The organism is Microbacterium sp. AISO3 (assembly GCF_002204305.1).
Lineage (GTDB): Bacteria > Actinomycetota > Actinomycetes > Actinomycetales > Microbacteriaceae > Microbacterium > Microbacterium arborescens.
On sequence record NZ_NHRF01000006.1, the window covers coordinates 56,674 to 74,523 of the forward strand.

16 protein-coding genes are annotated in these 17,850 nt (G+C 71.4%); 8 read left to right on the forward strand and 8 right to left on the reverse strand.

Annotated elements, in window-relative coordinates:
* Nucleotides 1–40 precede the first annotated feature (40 nt).
* Together CBF90_RS10250 and CBF90_RS10255 are read right to left on the reverse strand one after the other, a co-directional pair.
* Entirely contained in the window at nucleotides 41–595 is a 555-nt protein-coding gene (locus CBF90_RS10250; RefSeq protein ID WP_023955485.1) for a PH domain-containing protein, read from the reverse strand.
* Between the two features lie 62 nt (nucleotides 596–657).
* Nucleotides 658–1,446, reverse strand: a complete 789-nt coding sequence (locus CBF90_RS10255; RefSeq protein WP_023955487.1) for a biotin--[acetyl-CoA-carboxylase] ligase — start codon at nucleotides 1,444–1,446, stop codon at nucleotides 658–660.
* A gap of 129 nt (nucleotides 1,447–1,575) precedes the next feature.
* Here CBF90_RS10255 and CBF90_RS10260 point away from each other — a divergent pair, with 129 nt between their 5' ends.
* Complete coding sequence (locus tag CBF90_RS10260; RefSeq protein WP_023955490.1) at nucleotides 1,576–3,165, forward strand: acyl-CoA carboxylase subunit beta; 1,590 nt, start codon at nucleotides 1,576–1,578, stop codon at nucleotides 3,163–3,165.
* Nucleotides 3,162–3,413, forward strand: a complete 252-nt coding sequence (locus CBF90_RS10265) for an acyl-CoA carboxylase subunit epsilon (RefSeq protein WP_242435657.1) — start codon at nucleotides 3,162–3,164, stop codon at nucleotides 3,411–3,413. The genes CBF90_RS10260 and CBF90_RS10265 overlap by 4 nt, the downstream gene beginning before the upstream one ends.
* A 220-nt stretch (nucleotides 3,414–3,633) precedes the next feature.
* Here CBF90_RS10265 and CBF90_RS10270 read toward each other — a convergent pair whose 3' ends face one another.
* Genes CBF90_RS10270 through CBF90_RS10285 form a run of 4 tightly spaced genes read right to left on the reverse strand, consistent with a single transcriptional unit; the run spans nucleotide 3,634 to nucleotide 7,896 of the window.
* A complete protein-coding gene (locus tag CBF90_RS10270; protein WP_023955494.1) occupies nucleotides 3,634–4,710 on the reverse strand; it encodes a hypothetical protein in 1,077 nt (358 codons plus the stop codon).
* A complete protein-coding gene (locus CBF90_RS10275) occupies nucleotides 4,707–5,945 on the reverse strand; it encodes a sensor histidine kinase (protein WP_023955496.1) in 1,239 nt (412 codons plus the stop codon). The genes CBF90_RS10270 and CBF90_RS10275 overlap by 4 nt, the downstream gene beginning before the upstream one ends.
* The gene (locus CBF90_RS10280; RefSeq protein ID WP_023955498.1) at nucleotides 5,935–6,591 is read right to left on the reverse strand and encodes a response regulator transcription factor; all 657 of its coding nucleotides are present in this window, start codon (nucleotides 6,589–6,591) and stop codon (nucleotides 5,935–5,937) included. The genes CBF90_RS10275 and CBF90_RS10280 overlap by 11 nt, the downstream gene beginning before the upstream one ends.
* A gap of 9 nt (nucleotides 6,592–6,600) precedes the next feature.
* Entirely contained in the window at nucleotides 6,601–7,896 is a 1,296-nt protein-coding gene (locus CBF90_RS10285) for a class I SAM-dependent RNA methyltransferase (protein WP_088380539.1), read from the reverse strand.
* Between the two features lie 44 nt (nucleotides 7,897–7,940).
* On the opposite strand from CBF90_RS10285, the gene CBF90_RS10290 reads away from it, so the two are divergent.
* From CBF90_RS10290 to CBF90_RS10300, 3 genes are all read left to right on the forward strand, one after another.
* The gene (locus CBF90_RS10290; RefSeq protein ID WP_088380615.1) at nucleotides 7,941–8,597 is read left to right on the forward strand and encodes a nucleoside triphosphate pyrophosphatase; all 657 of its coding nucleotides are present in this window, start codon (nucleotides 7,941–7,943) and stop codon (nucleotides 8,595–8,597) included.
* 98 nt (nucleotides 8,598–8,695) lie between these two features.
* A complete protein-coding gene (locus tag CBF90_RS10295) occupies nucleotides 8,696–10,462 on the forward strand; it encodes a biotin carboxylase N-terminal domain-containing protein (protein WP_023955504.1) in 1,767 nt (588 codons plus the stop codon).
* A gap of 16 nt (nucleotides 10,463–10,478) precedes the next feature.
* Nucleotides 10,479–10,931, forward strand: coding sequence for a hypothetical protein (locus tag CBF90_RS10300; RefSeq protein ID WP_088380540.1), 453 nt, complete (start codon nucleotides 10,479–10,481; stop codon nucleotides 10,929–10,931).
* Nucleotides 10,932–11,040: 109 nt separating this feature from the next.
* Here CBF90_RS10300 and CBF90_RS10305 read toward each other — a convergent pair whose 3' ends face one another.
* On the reverse strand, nucleotides 11,041–12,504 hold the full coding sequence (locus tag CBF90_RS10305; RefSeq protein WP_088380541.1) for an NAD(P)H-quinone dehydrogenase: 1,464 nt from the start codon (nucleotides 12,502–12,504) through the stop codon (nucleotides 11,041–11,043).
* A 68-nt stretch (nucleotides 12,505–12,572) separates the two neighbouring features.
* Here CBF90_RS10305 and CBF90_RS10310 point away from each other — a divergent pair, with 68 nt between their 5' ends.
* The 3 genes from CBF90_RS10310 (at nucleotide 12,573) to CBF90_RS10320 (ending at nucleotide 15,853) form a co-directional block, all read left to right on the forward strand.
* Entirely contained in the window at nucleotides 12,573–13,406 is an 834-nt protein-coding gene (locus tag CBF90_RS10310) for a purine-nucleoside phosphorylase (RefSeq protein ID WP_023955510.1), read from the forward strand.
* A gap of 26 nt (nucleotides 13,407–13,432) precedes the next feature.
* Nucleotides 13,433–15,133: a phospho-sugar mutase gene (locus tag CBF90_RS10315; RefSeq protein WP_088380616.1), complete on the forward strand. Its 1,701-nt coding sequence runs from the start codon at nucleotides 13,433–13,435 to the stop codon at nucleotides 15,131–15,133.
* 150 nt (nucleotides 15,134–15,283) lie between these two features.
* Nucleotides 15,284–15,853 (forward strand): GNAT family N-acetyltransferase, encoded by a 570-nt coding sequence (locus tag CBF90_RS10320; RefSeq protein WP_023955513.1) that lies wholly within the window; start codon nucleotides 15,284–15,286, stop codon nucleotides 15,851–15,853.
* 10 nt (nucleotides 15,854–15,863) lie between these two features.
* On the opposite strand, the gene CBF90_RS10325 is transcribed toward CBF90_RS10320, so the two are convergent.
* Nucleotides 15,864–17,783 carry a transcription antiterminator gene (locus CBF90_RS10325; protein ID WP_023955514.1) on the reverse strand — a complete coding sequence of 640 codons (1,920 nt, stop codon included), beginning with the start codon at nucleotides 17,781–17,783 and terminating at the stop codon, nucleotides 15,864–15,866.
* Nucleotides 17,784–17,850 lie beyond the last annotated feature (67 nt).

A 17,850-nucleotide genomic window follows, 5' to 3' on the forward strand; every position in this document is an offset into this window, starting at 1 on the left:
ACCCCGCCAGCCGGCCGCACGCGCGATCGGACTCAGGCGCTCAGGAATCGGAGCCGACGACGGGCATGCTGTGGGAGTCGCGATGCGCGAGGATCTGGCTCACCTCGACCTGATCGGCGAGCACCTCGTGGACGAGCGCGACGGCCGGGATGCTCCGCAGCCGCATCGAGGGGTCGACGCCGTTCGAGAGCGTCAGAGTGCCCGTGCCGTTGAGACGTTGCAGCGGACCGCGCGATTCGTCGATGCCGTAACCGCGGATGTGGCTGAGCTCGGCGCGGCGACGGACGATGAGTCCCGAGGTCTCGATGACCCGGCGGGTCGTGATCGTGTAGGAGTGCGCGAGCCAGCGCAGGTAGGGCAGCACCACGAGGAGCACGACCACGAGGCCCGCGGCCGACCAGAGCATGACGTCGGTGAAGGGCTCGGGGAGGTTGTCGGTGAAGTACCCCGTCACGCCCGCCACCACGATCAGCAGCAGCGCTGGCCACAGCAGGGGTCCCGCGTGCGGGCGCAACCGCGCGACGCGCAGCTCGGGAGCGGCGGCACCGAGCGCAGGCGCGACGGGTCGGCCGAACGAGGCTGCGGGCTGAGTCACAGCACCATCATGACGCGCGGGTACGACAACGCGGCGGCGGCACGCCCGGATGCCGCCAGGGCTCAGCCGACTCCGCGCACGTGCACGACGTCGCCGGCTCCGACGACGCTCTCGACCGCACCGGTGCGCACGACCAGGCGACCGTCCCCGTCGAGGCGCTCCGCCGTTCCCGTCAGCGTCTCGCCGCCGGGGAGCGAGACGACGACGTCCTCGCCGATCGTGACGCAGGCCGCAGCGACGCGCTCGCGCAACGACTCGTCCGCGCCCGACACCGCGAGGTGCGCGATGTGATCGCGCAGGCCCGTGAGATAGTCCGCGAGCAGCCGGTCCTCGTCGACGGGAGCGCCGAGCGCCGCGAACGACGTCGCCGTCGCGACCGGCAGATCGACCTCGGCCATGGTGGTGTTGACGCCGGCGCCGAGGATGACGTCCCCGTCCTCCCCCGGAAGGACCTCGGCGAGGATGCCGCTGATCTTCCGCCCGTCGACGAGGACGTCGTTCGGCCACTTCACGCCCACCCGGCGGTCGCGCAGCTGTGCGGAGACCGCGTCGCTCATGGCGAGACCGGCGACCAGCGGGATCCAGCCGCGCGAATGCACGGGCACGGCCCCCACGCGCAGCAGCACCGAGATCGCGAGCGCGGTGCCGGCCGGAGCCGTCCAGCTGCGGTCGAGGCGGCCGCGACCGGCGCGCTGGTCGGTGGTCAGGAGGACCGAGAGGTGCGGATGGGCATCGGGGTCGGCCTCGACGTCGCGACGGAGATGGGCGTTCGTCGAATCGGTGTGGTCGACAACGTGCACGCGGGGCGAGACCGCCGCCGCGCGGGGATATCCGTTCTCGGGGATGCTCATGGCGTCACCCTACGACGTCGGGTCGGAGCGCGGCGAGGGGTTGCGCCCGAGGGTTTCCACAGGTGATCCGCGCCGTCGTTGTGGGTGTGCTCCAACGGCTGCGGGGCGTCGCTGGATAGGGTGGAACGCGTGACCGACCAGCCCGACCTGTCCACGACCGCCGGCAAGATCGCCGACCTCCGCGCCCGCTACCAGACGGCCGTCGTCGACGCCGAGACCGTGGCACGCGAGAAGCAGCACAAGAAGGGCAAGCTCACCGCGCGCGAGCGCATCGAGATGCTCGTCGACCCGGGATCGTTCGTCGAGCTCGACGAGTACGTGCGCCACCGCACCACGGCGTTCGGCATGGATCGCTCCCGGCCGTACGGCGACTCGGTCGTCTCGGGAGTCGGAACCATCCACGGCCGCACCGTCGCGGTCTACTCCCAGGACTTCACCACGTTCGGCGGCTCGCTCGGCGAATCGGCGGGCGAGAAGATCATCAAGGTCATGGAGCTGGCCCTGCGCGGCGGGATGCCGATCATCGGCATCCTCGACTCGGGCGGCGCGCGCATCCAGGAGGGCGTCGTCGCTCTCGGCAAGTACGGCGAGATCTTCCGCCTGAACACCGCGGCATCCGGCGTCATCCCCCAGATCTCGCTCATCATGGGGCCCGCCGCGGGCGGCGCGGTCTACTCCCCCGCCCTCACCGACTTCGTCATCATGGTCGACAAGACGAGCCAGATGTTCGTCACCGGTCCCGACGTCATCAAGACGGTCACGGGCGAGGACGTGGGTATGGAGGAGCTCGGCGGCGCGCACACCCACAACACCCGTTCGGGCGTCGCGCACTACCTGGCCGAGGACGAGGACGACGCGATCGACTACGCGCGTTCGCTGCTGAGCTTCCTGCCCGACAACAACATGTCGGACGCCCCGGTCTACGAGACCGGCTTCGAGTGGGAGACCACCGACGACGACCGCACCCTCAACGCCGTCATCCCGGACTCGCCCAACCAGCCGTACGACATCCACCAGGTGATCGCGGGCATCGTCGACGAGGGCGACTTCCTCGAGGTGCAGCCGCTCTTCGCTCCCAACATCGTCGTCGGGTTCGGTCGGGTGGAGGGTCGCACCGTCGGCATCATCGCCAACCAGCCCTCGCAGATGGCGGGAACGCTGAACATCGACGCAGGCGAGAAGGCGAGCCGCTTCGTGCGCTTCTGCGACGCCTTCTCGGTGCCGATCGTCACGCTCGTCGACGTTCCGGGCTACCTCCCGGGCACCGACCAGGAGTGGACCGGAGTCATCCGCCGCGGCGCCAAGCTGCTCTACGCCTACGCCGAGGCGACCGTCCCGCTCGTGACCGTCATCCTGCGCAAGGCGTACGGCGGCGCGTACATCGTGATGGGCTCGAAGCAGCTGGGCGCCGACGTCAATGTCGCCTGGCCCACCGCCGAGATCGCCGTCATGGGCGGGCAGGGCGCCGTGAACATCCTGTACCGCGGCGAGATCAAGCGTGCCGAGGAGGCGGGCGAGGATGTCGCCGCCGTGCGGTCCCGCCTGGCCTCCGAGTACACCTACAACGTCGCATCCCCGTTCCTCGCCGCCGAACGCGGTGAGCTCGACGGCATCATCGAGCCCGCGCAGACGCGCGTCTACATCGCGAAGTCGCTGCGCGCGCTGCGCGGCAAGCGCGCCGAGCTGCCCGCGAAGAAGCACGGGAACATCCCCCTGTGACCGGCCCCGAAGACGCTCGAGACGTGGCGGCGCACGCCGAGCGCCCCCTGCGCATCGAGGTGCGCCGCGGCGCCCCGACGCCCGAGGAGCTCGCCGCCGTCATCGCGGTCGTGAGCGAGTCGTACGCCCAGGAGGCCGCCGAGGCTGTCGCCCCCGAGCCGGCACCCGAATCGGCGTGGCGGCGCTCGGCGCGCGCGCTGCGGACGCCGCTGCGCCGCGGCTTCGGCTGGGGCCGGTTCACCGGCTGACGCGTCGGCCGGCCCGGTCCGCGCGGCCGCGGTTTTGTCCCCCGAAATACCTACAGACAGATCCGGCACACTCTCGCAGACTTGATGTGCTGGAACGCTACTGCGTTCGGTCACCTCGGCGTCATGCCGGTGACTGCTGCGAGTCGGTTTTCGGGTAACCACTCGCATGGCGAGGGGCGGGCGGCTTCGCCGCCCCTCGCCCCCAGCACCTCACGGCACGTCAAGGACGCGGACGCGGGCGGGCGATCTCTCGCCAGAGGTCCACCGTCTCGTCGGACCCGTCGTCGTGGCGCGACCGCCCGACCACTGTGACTGCCGTGTCGGGATGCGTCGAGGTACGGATGTAGAGGCGCTCCGACCGGACGCCCTCGAGCACCTCGGCGAGCTCGGCCCGGATGCCGGCGAGCTCCCGGTCATCGAGACCGTCGAGGCCGCCCTCGTCGAGGAACGTCACGTGGGAGCCGGCCCGGCGGACGTCCTCCAGGACGCGGCGCACGGCGTCATCCAGCAGACGCGGCCCCCGCAGCTCATCGCGCAGGCGCCCCTCGGCGAGCCTGGCTTGCAGCCGCTCGTCGTCATCGAGGTCGCCGTCGGCCTTGATGGTTCGCGAGAGCACCGGCCCGGCCACGGCGAGCGCGCGCTGCACGCGCACCCGTCGCTCCCGTCGGCGTCCCTCCTGGGTCGCCAGCCACTCCGACGCCTCGCGCTGGAGCGCGGTCAGCTGCGCGGTCTCGACGGCCGCGCGGTCGATCAGGAGCACGATGACCTGGGCACCGCCCACCCAGAGCGCCGAGCCGACGGCGCCGAGAGAGAGGGTGGGCTCGGGTCCGATCCAGATCACCGACTGCAGGAAGAGCATCGCGATCCCCGACCACGCGACGATCGATCGCCGGCGGACCACGAGGATCGCCATCAACGCCCCGAGGCCGCCGAGACTCCAGGTCGCGAAAGGCTGCAGCCGCCCCGCCTCCCCCGCGGCCCACCACGTGGCGGACGGGATCACGACCGTCACGGCGAGGGCGAGCAGCGCGATCCACAGCGGCAGCGGCGCCGGACGGCTCATCCCCGCCGTCACGGCGCTGACCGCCGGAGCATCGGCGCCAGGGCGAGAGGGAACACCCATGGGCCGCGTCGGCCAGAAGATGCACATGCCGGTGACGGCAAGGTAGACGACGAGATTCAGAATCAAGACGGCGGGCACGTCGACCGGCCGGGTCCAGATCATCCCGCCCACCGCCAGATAGGCCGTGAACGCGACCCCGAGCGCCGAGAGCACCCAGCGCACCGAACGGTTCATGAGCGCTCCCGCCAGCTGATCGACACGGTCGTCCCCGACCCGTCGGAATCGACCGTGGCCACGCCTGCCACCGCGGCGACACGCGCGATGATCGAGGCTCGGATGCCGAGCCGGTCCTCGGCGACGCGAGCCGCCTCGAAGCCGGGGCCGTCGTCTCGGACCTCGATGCTCAAACCTGCCCCGTCTGCGCGGAACGACACCCGCAGGTTCGCCGCGCCGGCGTGTTCGACCGAGTTGGTGACCGCCTGGGCGGCCGCGAGCTGCAGCGCCCGCGCGACGCGACCCGGGACCGGCCGGGCGTCGGGCCGGACATCCTGGATCACCGCGGCAGCCGGGTGCAATCGCCGCACGGCTGCATCGAGCTCCTCGCCGAGGGTCGCGGCCGCCAATGGCGCATCCGGCCCCTCGCCCGCCTCCTGATCGACATTGGCGAGACGGGTGAGCGCGTCGCGGGCCATGGAGACCGCGAGAGTGCGCTCGCGGTCGGTCTCGGCGCGTTCGGCCGCGATGAGGGCCGCCAGGACGCTGTCGTGCATGAGGGCCGCCACAGCGACGCGTTCCTTCTCGACCGCATCGGCGGCCGCCGCCTGCGCGAAGGAGCGGACGGCCCCCTCGCGCCCGCTGTCGATGCTGGCGGCGAGGGAGCGCAGAATCCACCCCACGACGATCAGGACGCTCGCGAGGATGATCGCGAACGCCGAGTCCAGCGCGACGTCCAGCACGGTAGCCGGCGTGAGCGGCAGCAAGGTCAGCCGCATCGCGCCGTACAGCAACGGGAGCAGGAAAGCCCACACGATCTGCCCCGCGAGCGGCATGCAGAAGACCGCGGCGACCGTCCCGACGTTGATGAGGAACCATAGCCAGGGCTGCTCGTCCACCGTCGCGGGGGTACGGGCTGCGAGCGGCCAGAGCAACGTCGCGATCGGGAAGACGCCGGCGAAGATGCCGGTGAAGACGCGGACGCCGCGCGATGTGATGAGCGAGACGCACATCAGCAGGAGCGAGCCGAGGACGGCGATCAGCAGCGCCGTGTTCCACGTCGAGTGCCCGACCGGGGCGCTCAGGGCGCCCACGAGCGCCTGGATGCCGATGACGGCGCTTCCCGCCCCGACGACGATGCCCAGGATGCGGTCGATGCGCGACTGCGTGAATCGTTGCGTCTGCGCCAGCGCCTCGCGGAACTCCGCGGGCCGGCGGGGACGCGGGATGCCGGCGCCCGCGGGCTCAGCGGGCATCGGAGGCTTCGGCGACGAGACCGTCTTCCATCGCACGGCGGAGAAGATCGACCTTGGTGGGCGCGGGACGACCGACCTCGACGTACTTCACCCGAACGCGGGTGATGTTCTCCTTGGCGGTGGAATACGCGATCCCCAGGCGCTCGGCCACGGCCTTGAGCGGAAGGCCCGCGGCGTACAGGCGCAGAACGTCGCGCTCCCGCGCAGAGAGCTGGGCATCGGCGAACGCACGGTCGCCGTCGACGGCACTCGCCCACTCGACGTTGTCGAGGTGCTCGCCGCGCGCGACCGTCCGGATCGCCGAGACGACGTCGTCGGCGCGCGCCGACTTGCTGATGATGCCGAGCGCTCCGGCCGAGAGCGCCTCGCGCACCGCGACCGGACGGTCAGCGACGCTGTGGATGATCACCTGCGAGCCGTTCCACACGAGTTGCGCGACGTTCTCGGACACCGTCGCGCCGTCACCGAGCATGAGGTCGAGGACGACAACATCCGCGGGTGTCTCACCCGTGTCCTTGCGCCATCGCAGGTACTCGGCGACGGTGCTGCCGGTGAAGACGACCTCGCCGACTCCGGCACGGGAACAGGCGGCGGCGAGCCCGAGTCGGACCGACTCGTGATCGTCGATGAGTGCCACCCGTGTCATGCGCTCAGCCTAGGACAGTGGACCCTCGTCGGTGAGTACCGCGACCGCCTCCATGTGGTGCGAGTTGGGGAACAGGTCCAGCCCCTGCAGCGACACGGGTGTGTAGCCGCCCGCGCGGAGCATGCCGAGATCGCGCGCGAGCGCGACCGGATCGCACGCGACGTAGACGAGCGTCCCGGGGCGCAGCCGCAGCAGGGAGTCGACGACCTCACGTCCGGCTCCCGATCGCGGCGGGTCGAGCACCGTCACTCCGGCGCGCAACCGGGCGCGCTCGGCGTTCGAAGCCGTCTGCTCGGTCCGCAGCAGCCAGCGGTCGACGCGACCCGTCTCCGCGCGCGCCCCCACCCACTCGGCCAGGTTCTCGCCGGCATGGTCGGTGGCACGCGGATCGGACTCGACGCTCGTGATGCGGGTAGCGGGACCACCGAGCTCGGCGACGGATGCGGCGAGCAGGCCGACGCCGCCGTACAGATCGAGGTGCCACGCGTCGGGATCGACCGTGTCGCGCCCCGCCGCGCGCAGCCCGCCGTGGACCGCATCCCGCAGCGCCACCGGCGCGAGCCGGTGCACCTGCCAGAAGCCGCCGGCGTCCACGCGGAAGTCCCGGTCACCGACCCGCTCGGTCACGACCTCGCGCAGAGCCGGGTCCACGGTCGGCCGCGGTCCGCCTCGACCCCGTCGGCGGGGGGTCTCGGGCCGAGGAAGAGCGCGCACGCGCCCGTCGGCGGGCTGAACGAGATCGAGGCGGCCGGGCGCGGCGGAGCGACCGCCCGTGACCGCTTCGGCTATCGCGGGCGTGGCCAGCGGCAGATCGTCGACCTCGACGACGCGGTGAGATCGCGCCGCGAACGGTCCGATGCGTCCCTCGTCATCGACGTGCAGGCTGACGCGCGTACGCCATCCGGTGCCGTCGGCGGTCTCGTCGGCACCGGGGCTCGCCACCACGACGTCGCTGTCGACGCCGCCGAAGCGCTGCAGCGCATCACGCAGGACGCGCTGCTTGAGCTCGCGCTGGTGCGTGAGCTCGATGTGCCCGAAGTCCGCTCCGCCCGGCCGGCTCTCCGGGTCGGTGCCGATGTCGGCCGGAGACCAGACGTGAGGTCGCCGATGCGGCGACGCCTCGAGCACCTCGAGCGCCTCGGCACGCCAGAAGGACGACTTCGCGGTGTCGGTCAGCCGCGCACGCACCCTCTCTCCGGGGATCGCGTCGGGGACGAAGACGACGCGGCCTTCGTGACGGGCGACGAAGACGCCGCCGTGGGCGACGTCGGTGACGTCGAGATCGAGAAGGTCGCCGGACTGCATCCCACGATGCTCGCACACGCGCGCCCGCGGGTAGCGTGAACGGCATGCGCGTGTGCCTGGCCTCGACCTCCCCCGCTCGTCTCATGCTCCTGCGTCAGGCCGGCATCGAACCGGCCACCCGGGCGCCCGAGGTCGATGAGGAGGCCGTCGTCGCCGCGCTCGAGGCCGTGGAGGGCCGGGTCCTGCCGCCGGAGGAGCACGTCCTGGTGCTCGCTCGGCGCAAGGCGGCCGACGTGGTCGCGACGCTCGCACGAGACGAGCCCGACTTCGACGGCATCGTCATCGGGGGCGACTCGATGTTCGCCTTCGACGGCGAGGTGCTCGGCAAGCCGCTGCGGCCGGCGGTCGCGACCGAGCGGTGGGAGCGGATGCGCGGCGGCACCGGCATCCTCCACTCCGGGCACTCCGTCTTCCGTGTTCGTCCGGGAGCCGACCCGCGCGAGGCCCACGCGGTCGCCGAGGCGGCCGTCACCTTCGCCGACGACATCTCGTCCGACGAGATCGCGGCCTACGTCGCGACCGGCGAGCCGCTGCAGGTCGCCGGCGCATTCACCGTCGACAGCCTCGGCGGCGCCTTCATCACGCGAGTCGAGGGCGATCCCTCGACGGTGGTGGGGATGTCGTTGTCGACGCTGCGCCTGCTCGTCCGCGAGCTCGACGTGGCCTGGACCGACCTCTGGAGCAGGCCCCGCACGGCCTGACCGCTACACCCGTTTCGTAGGCATCCGCCCACGTTCAATCGATCACTTTGTGCGAGTGATCCAAAAGACGAGCGCCCGCGCTCGCTAGGCTGGCATTCATGCCTGAGATCGCCAAGGTCCTGATCGCGAACCGCGGCGAGATCGCCGTCCGAATCGTGCGCGCCGCCCGAGACAGCGGGAAGGCGTCGGTCGCCGTCTACGCCGACCAGGATCGCGACGCGCTCCACGCCCGCCTCGCCGACGAGGCGTACGCCCTCGAGGGCTCGACGAGCGCCGAGACCTACCTCTCCATCGAGAAGATCCTCTCGGTCGCTCGCCGCTCCGGCGCCGACGCCGTGCACCCCGGTTACGGCTTCCTCGCTGAGAACGCCGAGTTCGCCCGCGCCGTCATCGGCGCCGGCCTCACCTGGATCGGCCCCTCCCCCGAGGCGATCGAGGCCCTCGGTGACAAGGTCACCGCCCGGCACGTCGCCGAGAAGGTCGGCGCTCCCCTCGCCCCCGGCACCCCCGGGCCGGTCGACGGGGCCGACGAGGTCATCGCCTTCGCGAACGAGTTCGGCCTGCCCATCGCCATCAAGGCCGCCTACGGCGGCGGCGGGCGTGGCCTGAAGGTCGCGCGCGAGCTCGACGAGGTCGCCGAACTGTTCGAGTCGGCCACCCGCGAGGCGATCGCCGCGTTCGGCCGTGGTGAGTGCTTCGTCGAGAAGTACCTCGACAAGCCGCGCCATGTCGAGACGCAGTGCCTCGCCGACGCCGCCGGCAACGTCGTCGTCGTCTCCACGCGAGACTGCTCGCTGCAGCGACGCCACCAGAAGCTCGTCGAAGAGGCGCCCGCGCCCTTCCTCACGGCCGAGCAGAACGACATCCTCTACTCCGCCTCGAAGGCCATCCTGCGCGAGGTCGGCTATGTCGGGGCCGGAACCTGCGAGTTCCTCATCGGCGCCGACGGAACGATCTCGTTCCTCGAGGTCAACACCCGCCTGCAGGTCGAGCACCCCGTGTCCGAAGAGGTCACCGGCATCGACCTCGTCCGCGAGCAGTTCCGCATCGCCGAGGGCGGCACGCTCGACTACGACGACCCGGCCCCGGTCGGCCACTCGATCGAGTTCCGCATCAACGGCGAGGACCCCGGGCGCAACTTCCTGCCGCAGCCGGGCCGCATCCACGTCTTCAAGACGTTCGGCGGTCCCGGCATCCGTCTCGACTCCGGTGTCACGGCCGGCGACTCGGTCTCGGGCGCCTTCGACTCGATGCTCGGCAAGATCATCGTGACGGGCCGCACCCGCGAGGAGGCTCTCGAGCGGTCGCGCCGGGCACTCGACGAGTTCGAGGTCGCCGGCATGCCCACCGTGCTTCCCTTCCACCGCCGGGTCGTGCGCGAGCCCGCCTTCACGGCGGAGGACGGCACGTTCGGCGTGTTCACGCGATGGATCGAGACCGAGTTCGTCAACGACATCCCGGCCTGGGACGGCGAACTGGAGGCGCCCGCAGAACCGAGCGGCCGCCACACGGTGGTCGTGGAGGTCGCCGGCAAGCGCCTCGAGGTGAGCCTCCCCGATCGCGTCGCATCGCCGCCGGTCGCGGTCGGCCGTCCCGCTCAGGTACCGCCGTCGCGCCGATCGCACGCCGCGAGCGCCAGCGCTGCGGCATCCGGAGACGCCGTGAAGTCGCCGATGCAGGCGACGGTCGTCAAGGTCGCCGTCGAGGCCGGCCAGCAGGTCGTCAAGGGCGACCTCGTGGTCGTCCTCGAGGCGATGAAGATGGAGCAGCCCATCCAGGCGCACAAGGACGGCGTGGTCGGCGCGATCGACGCGACACCCGGCACCACGGTCGGCGCGGGTCACCCCCTGCTCACGATCTCCTGAGCCCTAGGGTGGGGGCATGCACCGCCCTGTACGTGTTCTTCCCGTCGTCTGTCTGCTGGGGCTCGCTCTCGGGCTGAGCGCCTGCGCTTCCGACACGGTCGACCTCGCGGCGGCGGACGCGTGGCTCGCCTCGGTCGCGGCCGAACCAGCCGGCGCGGATGTCGGCATCGGCGCGGCGAGCGGTCGCACGATGCCGTTCGAGAACTCCGGTGACCGGAGCGCAGGCGTCATCCTGACGCTCGCCGAGCCGGCTCCGGCGAGTGCGGTCGAGGTGCGGTGTTTCGGCGGTCACACCGCGACGGTGTCCGTCGAGGCGTCGACGACGTCCGGCTCGCGCGGCGTGGAGACGAGCATCGATTGCGACGAGAAGCCGCACTCTCTCGAGCTCGTCGATGCCACCCGCACCACAGCCGTCAGGATTGCCGTCCGCGCCGAACCGGAGACGCGCTACTACGCCGATGTGAAGTGACACGGCGACGCATCGTCGCGCGTTCGCGTCGGAGAGAGGCGCGAAAATCGGAGCGATCGCCAGGATCACTCCGATCTTCGCGCGATTCTCCGACGCTCGCGCGCGCGGCTCAGGACAGCGGGTCCTCGTCGCGCTGCACCAGGTGCATCGCACGCGCGGCATCCGTGATGCTGCCGGTGAGCGAGGGGTACACCGCGAAGACCCGCGAGACCTGGTCGACCGTGAGCCGACGCTCGACGGCGATCGCGATCGGGTAGATCAGCTCCGACGCGCGCGGGGCGACGATGACGCCGCCGATGACGGTGCCCGACCCCTCGCGCGCGATGATCTTCACGAAGCCGTCCTTGACGCCCATCATCTTGGCGCGCGGGTTCGCGGCGAGCGGGAGCTTGTGAACGTACCCGTTCACGAGACCCGACTCGATGTCCTTCTGCTGCTGGCCCACTGTCGCGATCTCGGGCGCGGTGAAGATGTTCGCGGTGATGCGACGGCGCTCGAGCGGGATGACGGTGTCGCCGAGCGCGTGGAAGACGGCCTGGCGCCCCTGCATCGCGGCGACCGAGGCGAGCGGTACGAAAGTGGTGCAGTCGCCCGCGGCGTAGATGTTCGGCACGGACGTGCGCGCAACGCGGTTGACCTGGATGTGACCCGAGTCGGTGAGCTGGACACCGGCCTCTTCGAGACCGATGCCGGCGGTGTTGGGGATCGAGCCGACCGCCATGAGGCAGTGGCTCCCCTCGACCGTGCGCCCGTCCGAGAGGGTCGCGACGACGCCGTTCTCGGTGCGCTCGACCTTCTCGGCGCGAGACTTCGACAACACCGTCATCCCGCCGCGCTTGAAGACCTTCTCGATGACGGCCGCCGCGTCGACGTCCTCGCCCGGAAGCACCTGGTCGCGGCTGGAGATCAGCGTCACCTTCGCCCCGAGGTTCATGTAGGCCGACGCGAACTCCGCTCCCGTCACGCCGGATCCCACGACGATGAGGTGCTCGGGCAGGGACTTCATGTCGTAGAGCTGCGTCCAGGTGAGGATGCGCTCCCCGTCGGGCTTCGCACTGGGCAGCTCGCGCGGCGACGCGCCCACCGAGACGACCAGGGTGTCGGCCTCCACGCGGTCGAAGTCGGTGCCACCGGGGCCGGTCGCCGCGATCAGGGCGTGGGTGCCGTCGAGGCGGCCGTGACCGGAGATGATGCGCACGCCCGCTTCGACCAGCTGCGCGCGCATGTCGTCGGACTGCTGGCGCGCGAGGGACAGCAGTCGGCGGTTGACCGCCGCCAGGTTGATCGCGATCTCGGGCTTGAGGGGGGTGCCGGAGTCGGACCGCGCGAACAGCTGGACGCCGAGATCGGATGCCCCGGCGATGGCCACCGCGGCATCGGCCGTGGCGATCAGCGACTTCGAGGGGACGACGTCGGTGATGACGGCCGAGCCGCCCACGCCGGCGCGTTCGACCAGCGTCACCTCCGCACCCTGCTGGGCGGCGGCCAGCGCCGCCTCGTATCCGCCGGGGCCGCCACCGAGGACGGCGACGCTTTGGGTGCGCTCGAAGCTGAGAGGCGACATGGTCCCCATTCTTCCTCAGCCGCAGAGTCGGTCGCGCACACCTGCGTCCGACGGGTCGCGAGTCTTAGAGTGGGGGGATGCTTGACTCCTCCGCGCACCCGCTCGACGATCCCGCTGTCGACCCGCTCGATGTGGCCCGCGAGGCGGCGGCCGACATCGCCCGTATCAGCGGCGTCGAGCGCCACGACATCGCGCTCACCCTCGGCAGCGGCTGGGGTCGCGCGGCCGAGCTCATCGGCGAGACCACGGCGACCATCCCGGCCACCGACGTCACCGGCTTCAGCAAGCCGGCGCTCGAGGGGCACGTCGGGACGATCCGCAGCATCCTCACCCCCGAGGGCAAGCGCATCCTCGTCATCGGCGCCCGCACCCACTACTACGAGGGGCACGGCGTTCGCCGGGTCGTGCACAGCGTGCGCACCGCCGCCGCCACGGGCGCGAAGATCATGGTGCTGACCAATGGTGCCGGCGGTATCAAGCCGACGTGGCGACCCGGCCAGCCGGTGCTCATCAGCGATCACCTGAACCTCACCGCGGACTCGCCGCTCGAGGGCGCCACCTTCGTCGATCTCACCGACCTCTACTCGTCGCGACTGCGCGACATCGCCCGCTCGATCGACCCCACGCTCGACGAGGGCGTGTACACCCAGTTCCGCGGCCCGCACTACGAGACACCGGCCGAGGTCCGGATGGCTCGCACGCTCGGCGGCGACATCGTGGGCATGTCGACGGCGCTCGAGGCCATCGCCGCCCGCGAGGCCGGCATGGAGATCCTCGGCTTCTCGCTCATCACCAACCTCGCCGCCGGCATCCAGGAGACCCCGCTCAGCCACGCCGAGGTGATCGAGGCCGGTCGCGAGGCCGAGCCGGTGATCTCGGCGCTCCTCGCCCGCGTGATCGAGGCGCTGTGACCGGCGCGGACGAGCCCGCCACGGGCGTGACCGTCGACGCGACGACGCCGGCGGTCCCCTGGGACGCGGCGCGAGCCTGGCTCGCTCAGGATCCCGACCCCGAGACCCGTGACGAGCTGACGGCCGTCATCGCCGCGGCCGAGTCGGGGGATGCCGCTGCCGCGGCCGATCTCGTCGACCGCTTCGGCACGCGCCTGGCCTTCGGCACCGCGGGACTCCGCGGCCGGCTCGGCGCCGGCAGCAACCGCATGAACCGCGTCCTCGTCACGCAGGCAGCGGCAGGACTCGCGGCCTACCTGCTCGAGAAGGCGGGGCCCGATGCTCCGCCCGTCGTGGTCATCGGTTACGACGGCCGTCGGGGCTCGGCGCGCTTTGCGCGAGACTCGGCCGAGATCTTCGCGGGCGCAGGGCTGCGCGCCATCCTGCTGCCCCGGCTCCTTCCGACGCCGGTCCTGGCGTTCGCCGTGCGCCATCTCGGCGCCGACGCCGGTGTCATGGTCACGGCGAGCCACAACCCGCCCGACGACAACGGCTACAAGGTGTACCTCGGCGGGACCGACGACGGCTCGCAGATCGTTCCGCCCGCCGACGGCGAGATCGCCGCGCACATCCAGCGGGTGGCGGATGCCGGCGACATCTCAGCCCTTCCCCGTTCCGAGCAGTACGAGACCGCCGACGACGCGGTCGTCGAGGCGTACGTCGCCGCGACGGCGACCGTCGCGCCGGCTCCCGCAGGAGCGAACGGGATGCGCTGGGTCTACACGGCCATGCACGGTGTCGGAACCGAGACGATGCTGCGCATCCTCGACGCTGCGGGGTACCCGCATCCCGTCCCGGTCGCCGAGCAGGCCGAGCCGGACGGCCGGTTCCCCACCGTCGCCTTCCCCAACCCCGAGGAACCGGGCGCGATGGATCTGGCACTCGAGACCGCCCGCGCGAACGACGCGGAGTTCATCCTCGCGAACGACCCCGACGCCGATCGCCTCGCGGTCGCGATCCCGGATGCCGCCGCCGAGGGCGGCTGGCGGCGGCTGACCGGCAACCAGATCGGTCTGCTGCTCGGCTGGCGCGCGGCGCGTCGAGCCGCGGAGGGCGGTGTCGCCGACGGCGCCTCGCTCGCCTGCTCGCTCGTTTCGTCGCCTGCGCTCCAGGTCGTCGCGGAGCGCTACGGCCTCGACTTCCACGCCACCCTCACCGGTTTCAAGTGGATCTCGCGCGCCCCCGGCCTCGTCTTCGGGTTCGAAGAGGCGCTCGGCTACCTGGTGAACCCCGAGACCGTGAAGGACAAGGACGGCATCTCCGCCGCCATCGCCATCCTCGGCCTCGCCGCCGAGGCACGGGAACAGGGCCGGACGCTGGGCGACCTCCTCGCCGACTTCGACGCCGAGTTCGGCAGTTTCGCAAGCGGGCAGGTGTCGGTCCGCGTCGACGATCTCGCGGTCATCGGGCGCATCACCACCGCGCTGCGCTCCGCGCCGCCGACCCGCATCGGCGACGCCGCGGTCGTGTCGTTCGAGGATCTCGCCGCTCCGGTGTCGGGCCCGCCCCTCGGTGACATCCTGCGCCTGTGGCTCGAGGGCGACGCGCGCATCCTGGTCCGCCCGAGCGGCACCGAGCCGAAGCTCAAGCTGTACCTCGACGTTCGCGGAGACTCGGCCGCCGATGCGGCATCGCGGCTCGCCGCGCTCGAGACCGGTGTGCGCGACCTGCTCGCGGCCATCGACTGACACCCGCCCTCCGGCCTGCATGGTCCCGCGCTTCTGGCGATACATCCGCCTGACGCGCGGGGCTGATGCCGCCTCGAGGGACCCTGGGCACCCCACCAGCACCACCCGTCCGACGTCTGTATCGCGCATCCGCGCCGCTAGGCTTCGGGAGTGCTGCTGACGGAACCTGTGGAGCTCGCTGACGATCACGTACGGCTCGTGCCGCTCGACGTCGATCATGCCGACGACCTCGCCCGCGCCACGGCCGGGCTGGAATACGCCTGGTACACCTCGGTGCCCGCTTCGGTACCGGCCGACATCGCCCAGCGCCTCGCCTGGCGCGATGAGGGTCACATGAACCCGTTCGCCGTGCTGCGGGACGACATCGCGGTCGGGATGACGACGTTCTGCAACATCGATCAGCCCAACCGCCGGGTCGAGATCGGGCACACCTGGCTCTCCCCTGCGGTGCAGCGGACCGCGGTCAACACCGCTGCGAAGCGCCTGCTGCTCGGCCACGCGTTCGAGAGCTGCGACGCCATCGCGGTCGAGTTCCGCACGTCTTGGCACAACCGCCAGTCACGCGCGGCGATCGAACGCCTCGGCGCCAAGCAGGACGGGGTGCTCCGCAACCACCGGTTGGGGCCGCGCGGGACGCTCCGCGACACGGTCGTGTACTCGGTGCTCCCGCACGAGTGGCCCGCGGTGAAGCTGGGGCTCGAAGCCCGACTCGCCCGCTGAGTGCGCGCGATCAGCCGTCGACGACCGCCACGAGCTCATCGAGGAAGGCGCTGAAGGTCGTGCCGCGCCGCACGATCCGCTGCACGCTCTCGCGCTCGCTGAACACCTCGACCAACTGCTCGAACACCGTCTGGAAGGCCGCACGATCCGACTCGGAGAACGCGACCATCGCCACGACCTGCACGCGGCCGTCGCCCCATGCGATAGACGGGTCGGCGATCCCGAGCGAGATCGCCGTCCGCGTCGCGGTCATCCCGATGGCGTGCGGAACGGCGAGCGCGTCGGTGAAGGCCGTGGACGACAGCCGCTCCCGCTCGATCGTGCGCTCGATGTAGTCGTCGTCGATGACGCCCTGACCGACGAGCAGCGAGCCCAGCTGCCGGATGACGCCCTCTTCTCCCCCCTCGCCGTCGAGCCCGCGGATGAAGGCGGACGGGTCGAAGTAGCGCTCCAGCTCGGCGCGCAGGCGGGCCAGGCGCCGGGCCCGGCGGAGCCGCGCGGCGGCGGTCTGCACCCGATCGATGTCGGCGTCGGTGAGGAACGGCTGGATGTGGACGATCCGGTCGCTCCCGACGGGCGGGGCGATGGTCGACAGGATGAGGTCGGTGTCGATGGATGCCCAGTCCGGGTCGACGCGCGTCTCGACGCCGACGACGTCCAGCGCCTGGCCCAGCGACCGGTCGACGCTCGAGCGCAGCAGCTCGTGCAGCTCGTAGTAGCCGGGGCACACGATCGTCGCCGTCAGCGCCTGCGCCGAGAGTCGGCTGCGTTCGAGCCGCCCGCCGACGTGCATCGCGATGTAGGCGATCTCGTCATCGAGGAGCGGGATGCCGAGCAGGCCGCGCAGGGCGTCGGCGATGTAGACGGCGACCTCGAAGATCATCGGATACGTCGTCTTGAGCGATCGCGTGAGAGGGTTGCGCGACCACGCCTGCTCGCGCGCCCGATGCTTGAGGTTCTGCACGTGCAGCGACAGCCGCAGCACGAAGTCCTCCTGGTCGATGTCGACGAGGAACTCCGCGGCTGCCCGCCGCACGACGTCGCGCACCGCGGTCGCGACATCGGCGTCGATGCGCTCGCGGATGAGCGCCGCCGGCTCGGTCGCCCCCGGGGCTACGACGCGCGTGAGCACGAGTGCCGCGAGATGCTGGCGGTCACCCGACCCGAGGACGACGCCCAGGTGCCGGCGCGTGAGGCGGTCGAGGATGTCGCCGACCTCAGCTCGGAACGCGGCATCGTCGGCCTCCGCCACCTCGAGCGCCCGGCCCCGCGTGATGCGATCGGCGGCGATGGCGATGTGCATGACGACATCCCCGATGCCGAACTCGTTGACGAAGTAGCCGAGCTCGGTCAGCTCCGAGACCAGGTCGTCTTTGAAGGGACCGAAGGCCACCGCGCCGACCGAGCGTTCGCCGAGAGTCCGGCGGAGGCTGTCGAGATCGAACGAGCCGTCGTCGGTCTCCTCGTGCGCCAGTCGGCTGAGGAGCCGGCGCTGGGCCATCTCGGTACCGCGCAGACGTGCCCGCGACGATGTGCGCTCGAGGCTGAGCTCGGTGCCGCCGAGGAGCCCGCGCACCCGGCCGAGGTCGGCGTCGATCGTGGCGGGGCTGACGAAGAAGGCCTCGGCGGTCTCGAAGACGTCGATCCCGTCGGGAGAGTCCAGCAGTGAGCGCACCAGGCGGTGCAGCCGATCGCGTGGCGTGCCGGCGTCGCCCACGTGCACGGCCCCCGAGCTGTCGGGGCCCGCGCGGTAACCCTGCGGCCCGGACTCGACCACGACACCGTCGGGAACCCGAGCGTTGAGGGCGGTGACGTAGCTGCGGATCGAGCGAGGCGTGACGCCGATCGCATCGGCGAGCGCCGCTGCGGTCACCCAGTCGCCGTCGCGCGCGAGAATCGCGAGGACGCGGTCCTGCCGGCTCCTGGTCACGTTCCCATTCCATCATGGCCCGGCTGAGCTTCCGCCCCTGCGGAAGCAGGAAGGCCTTGTCGCCTCT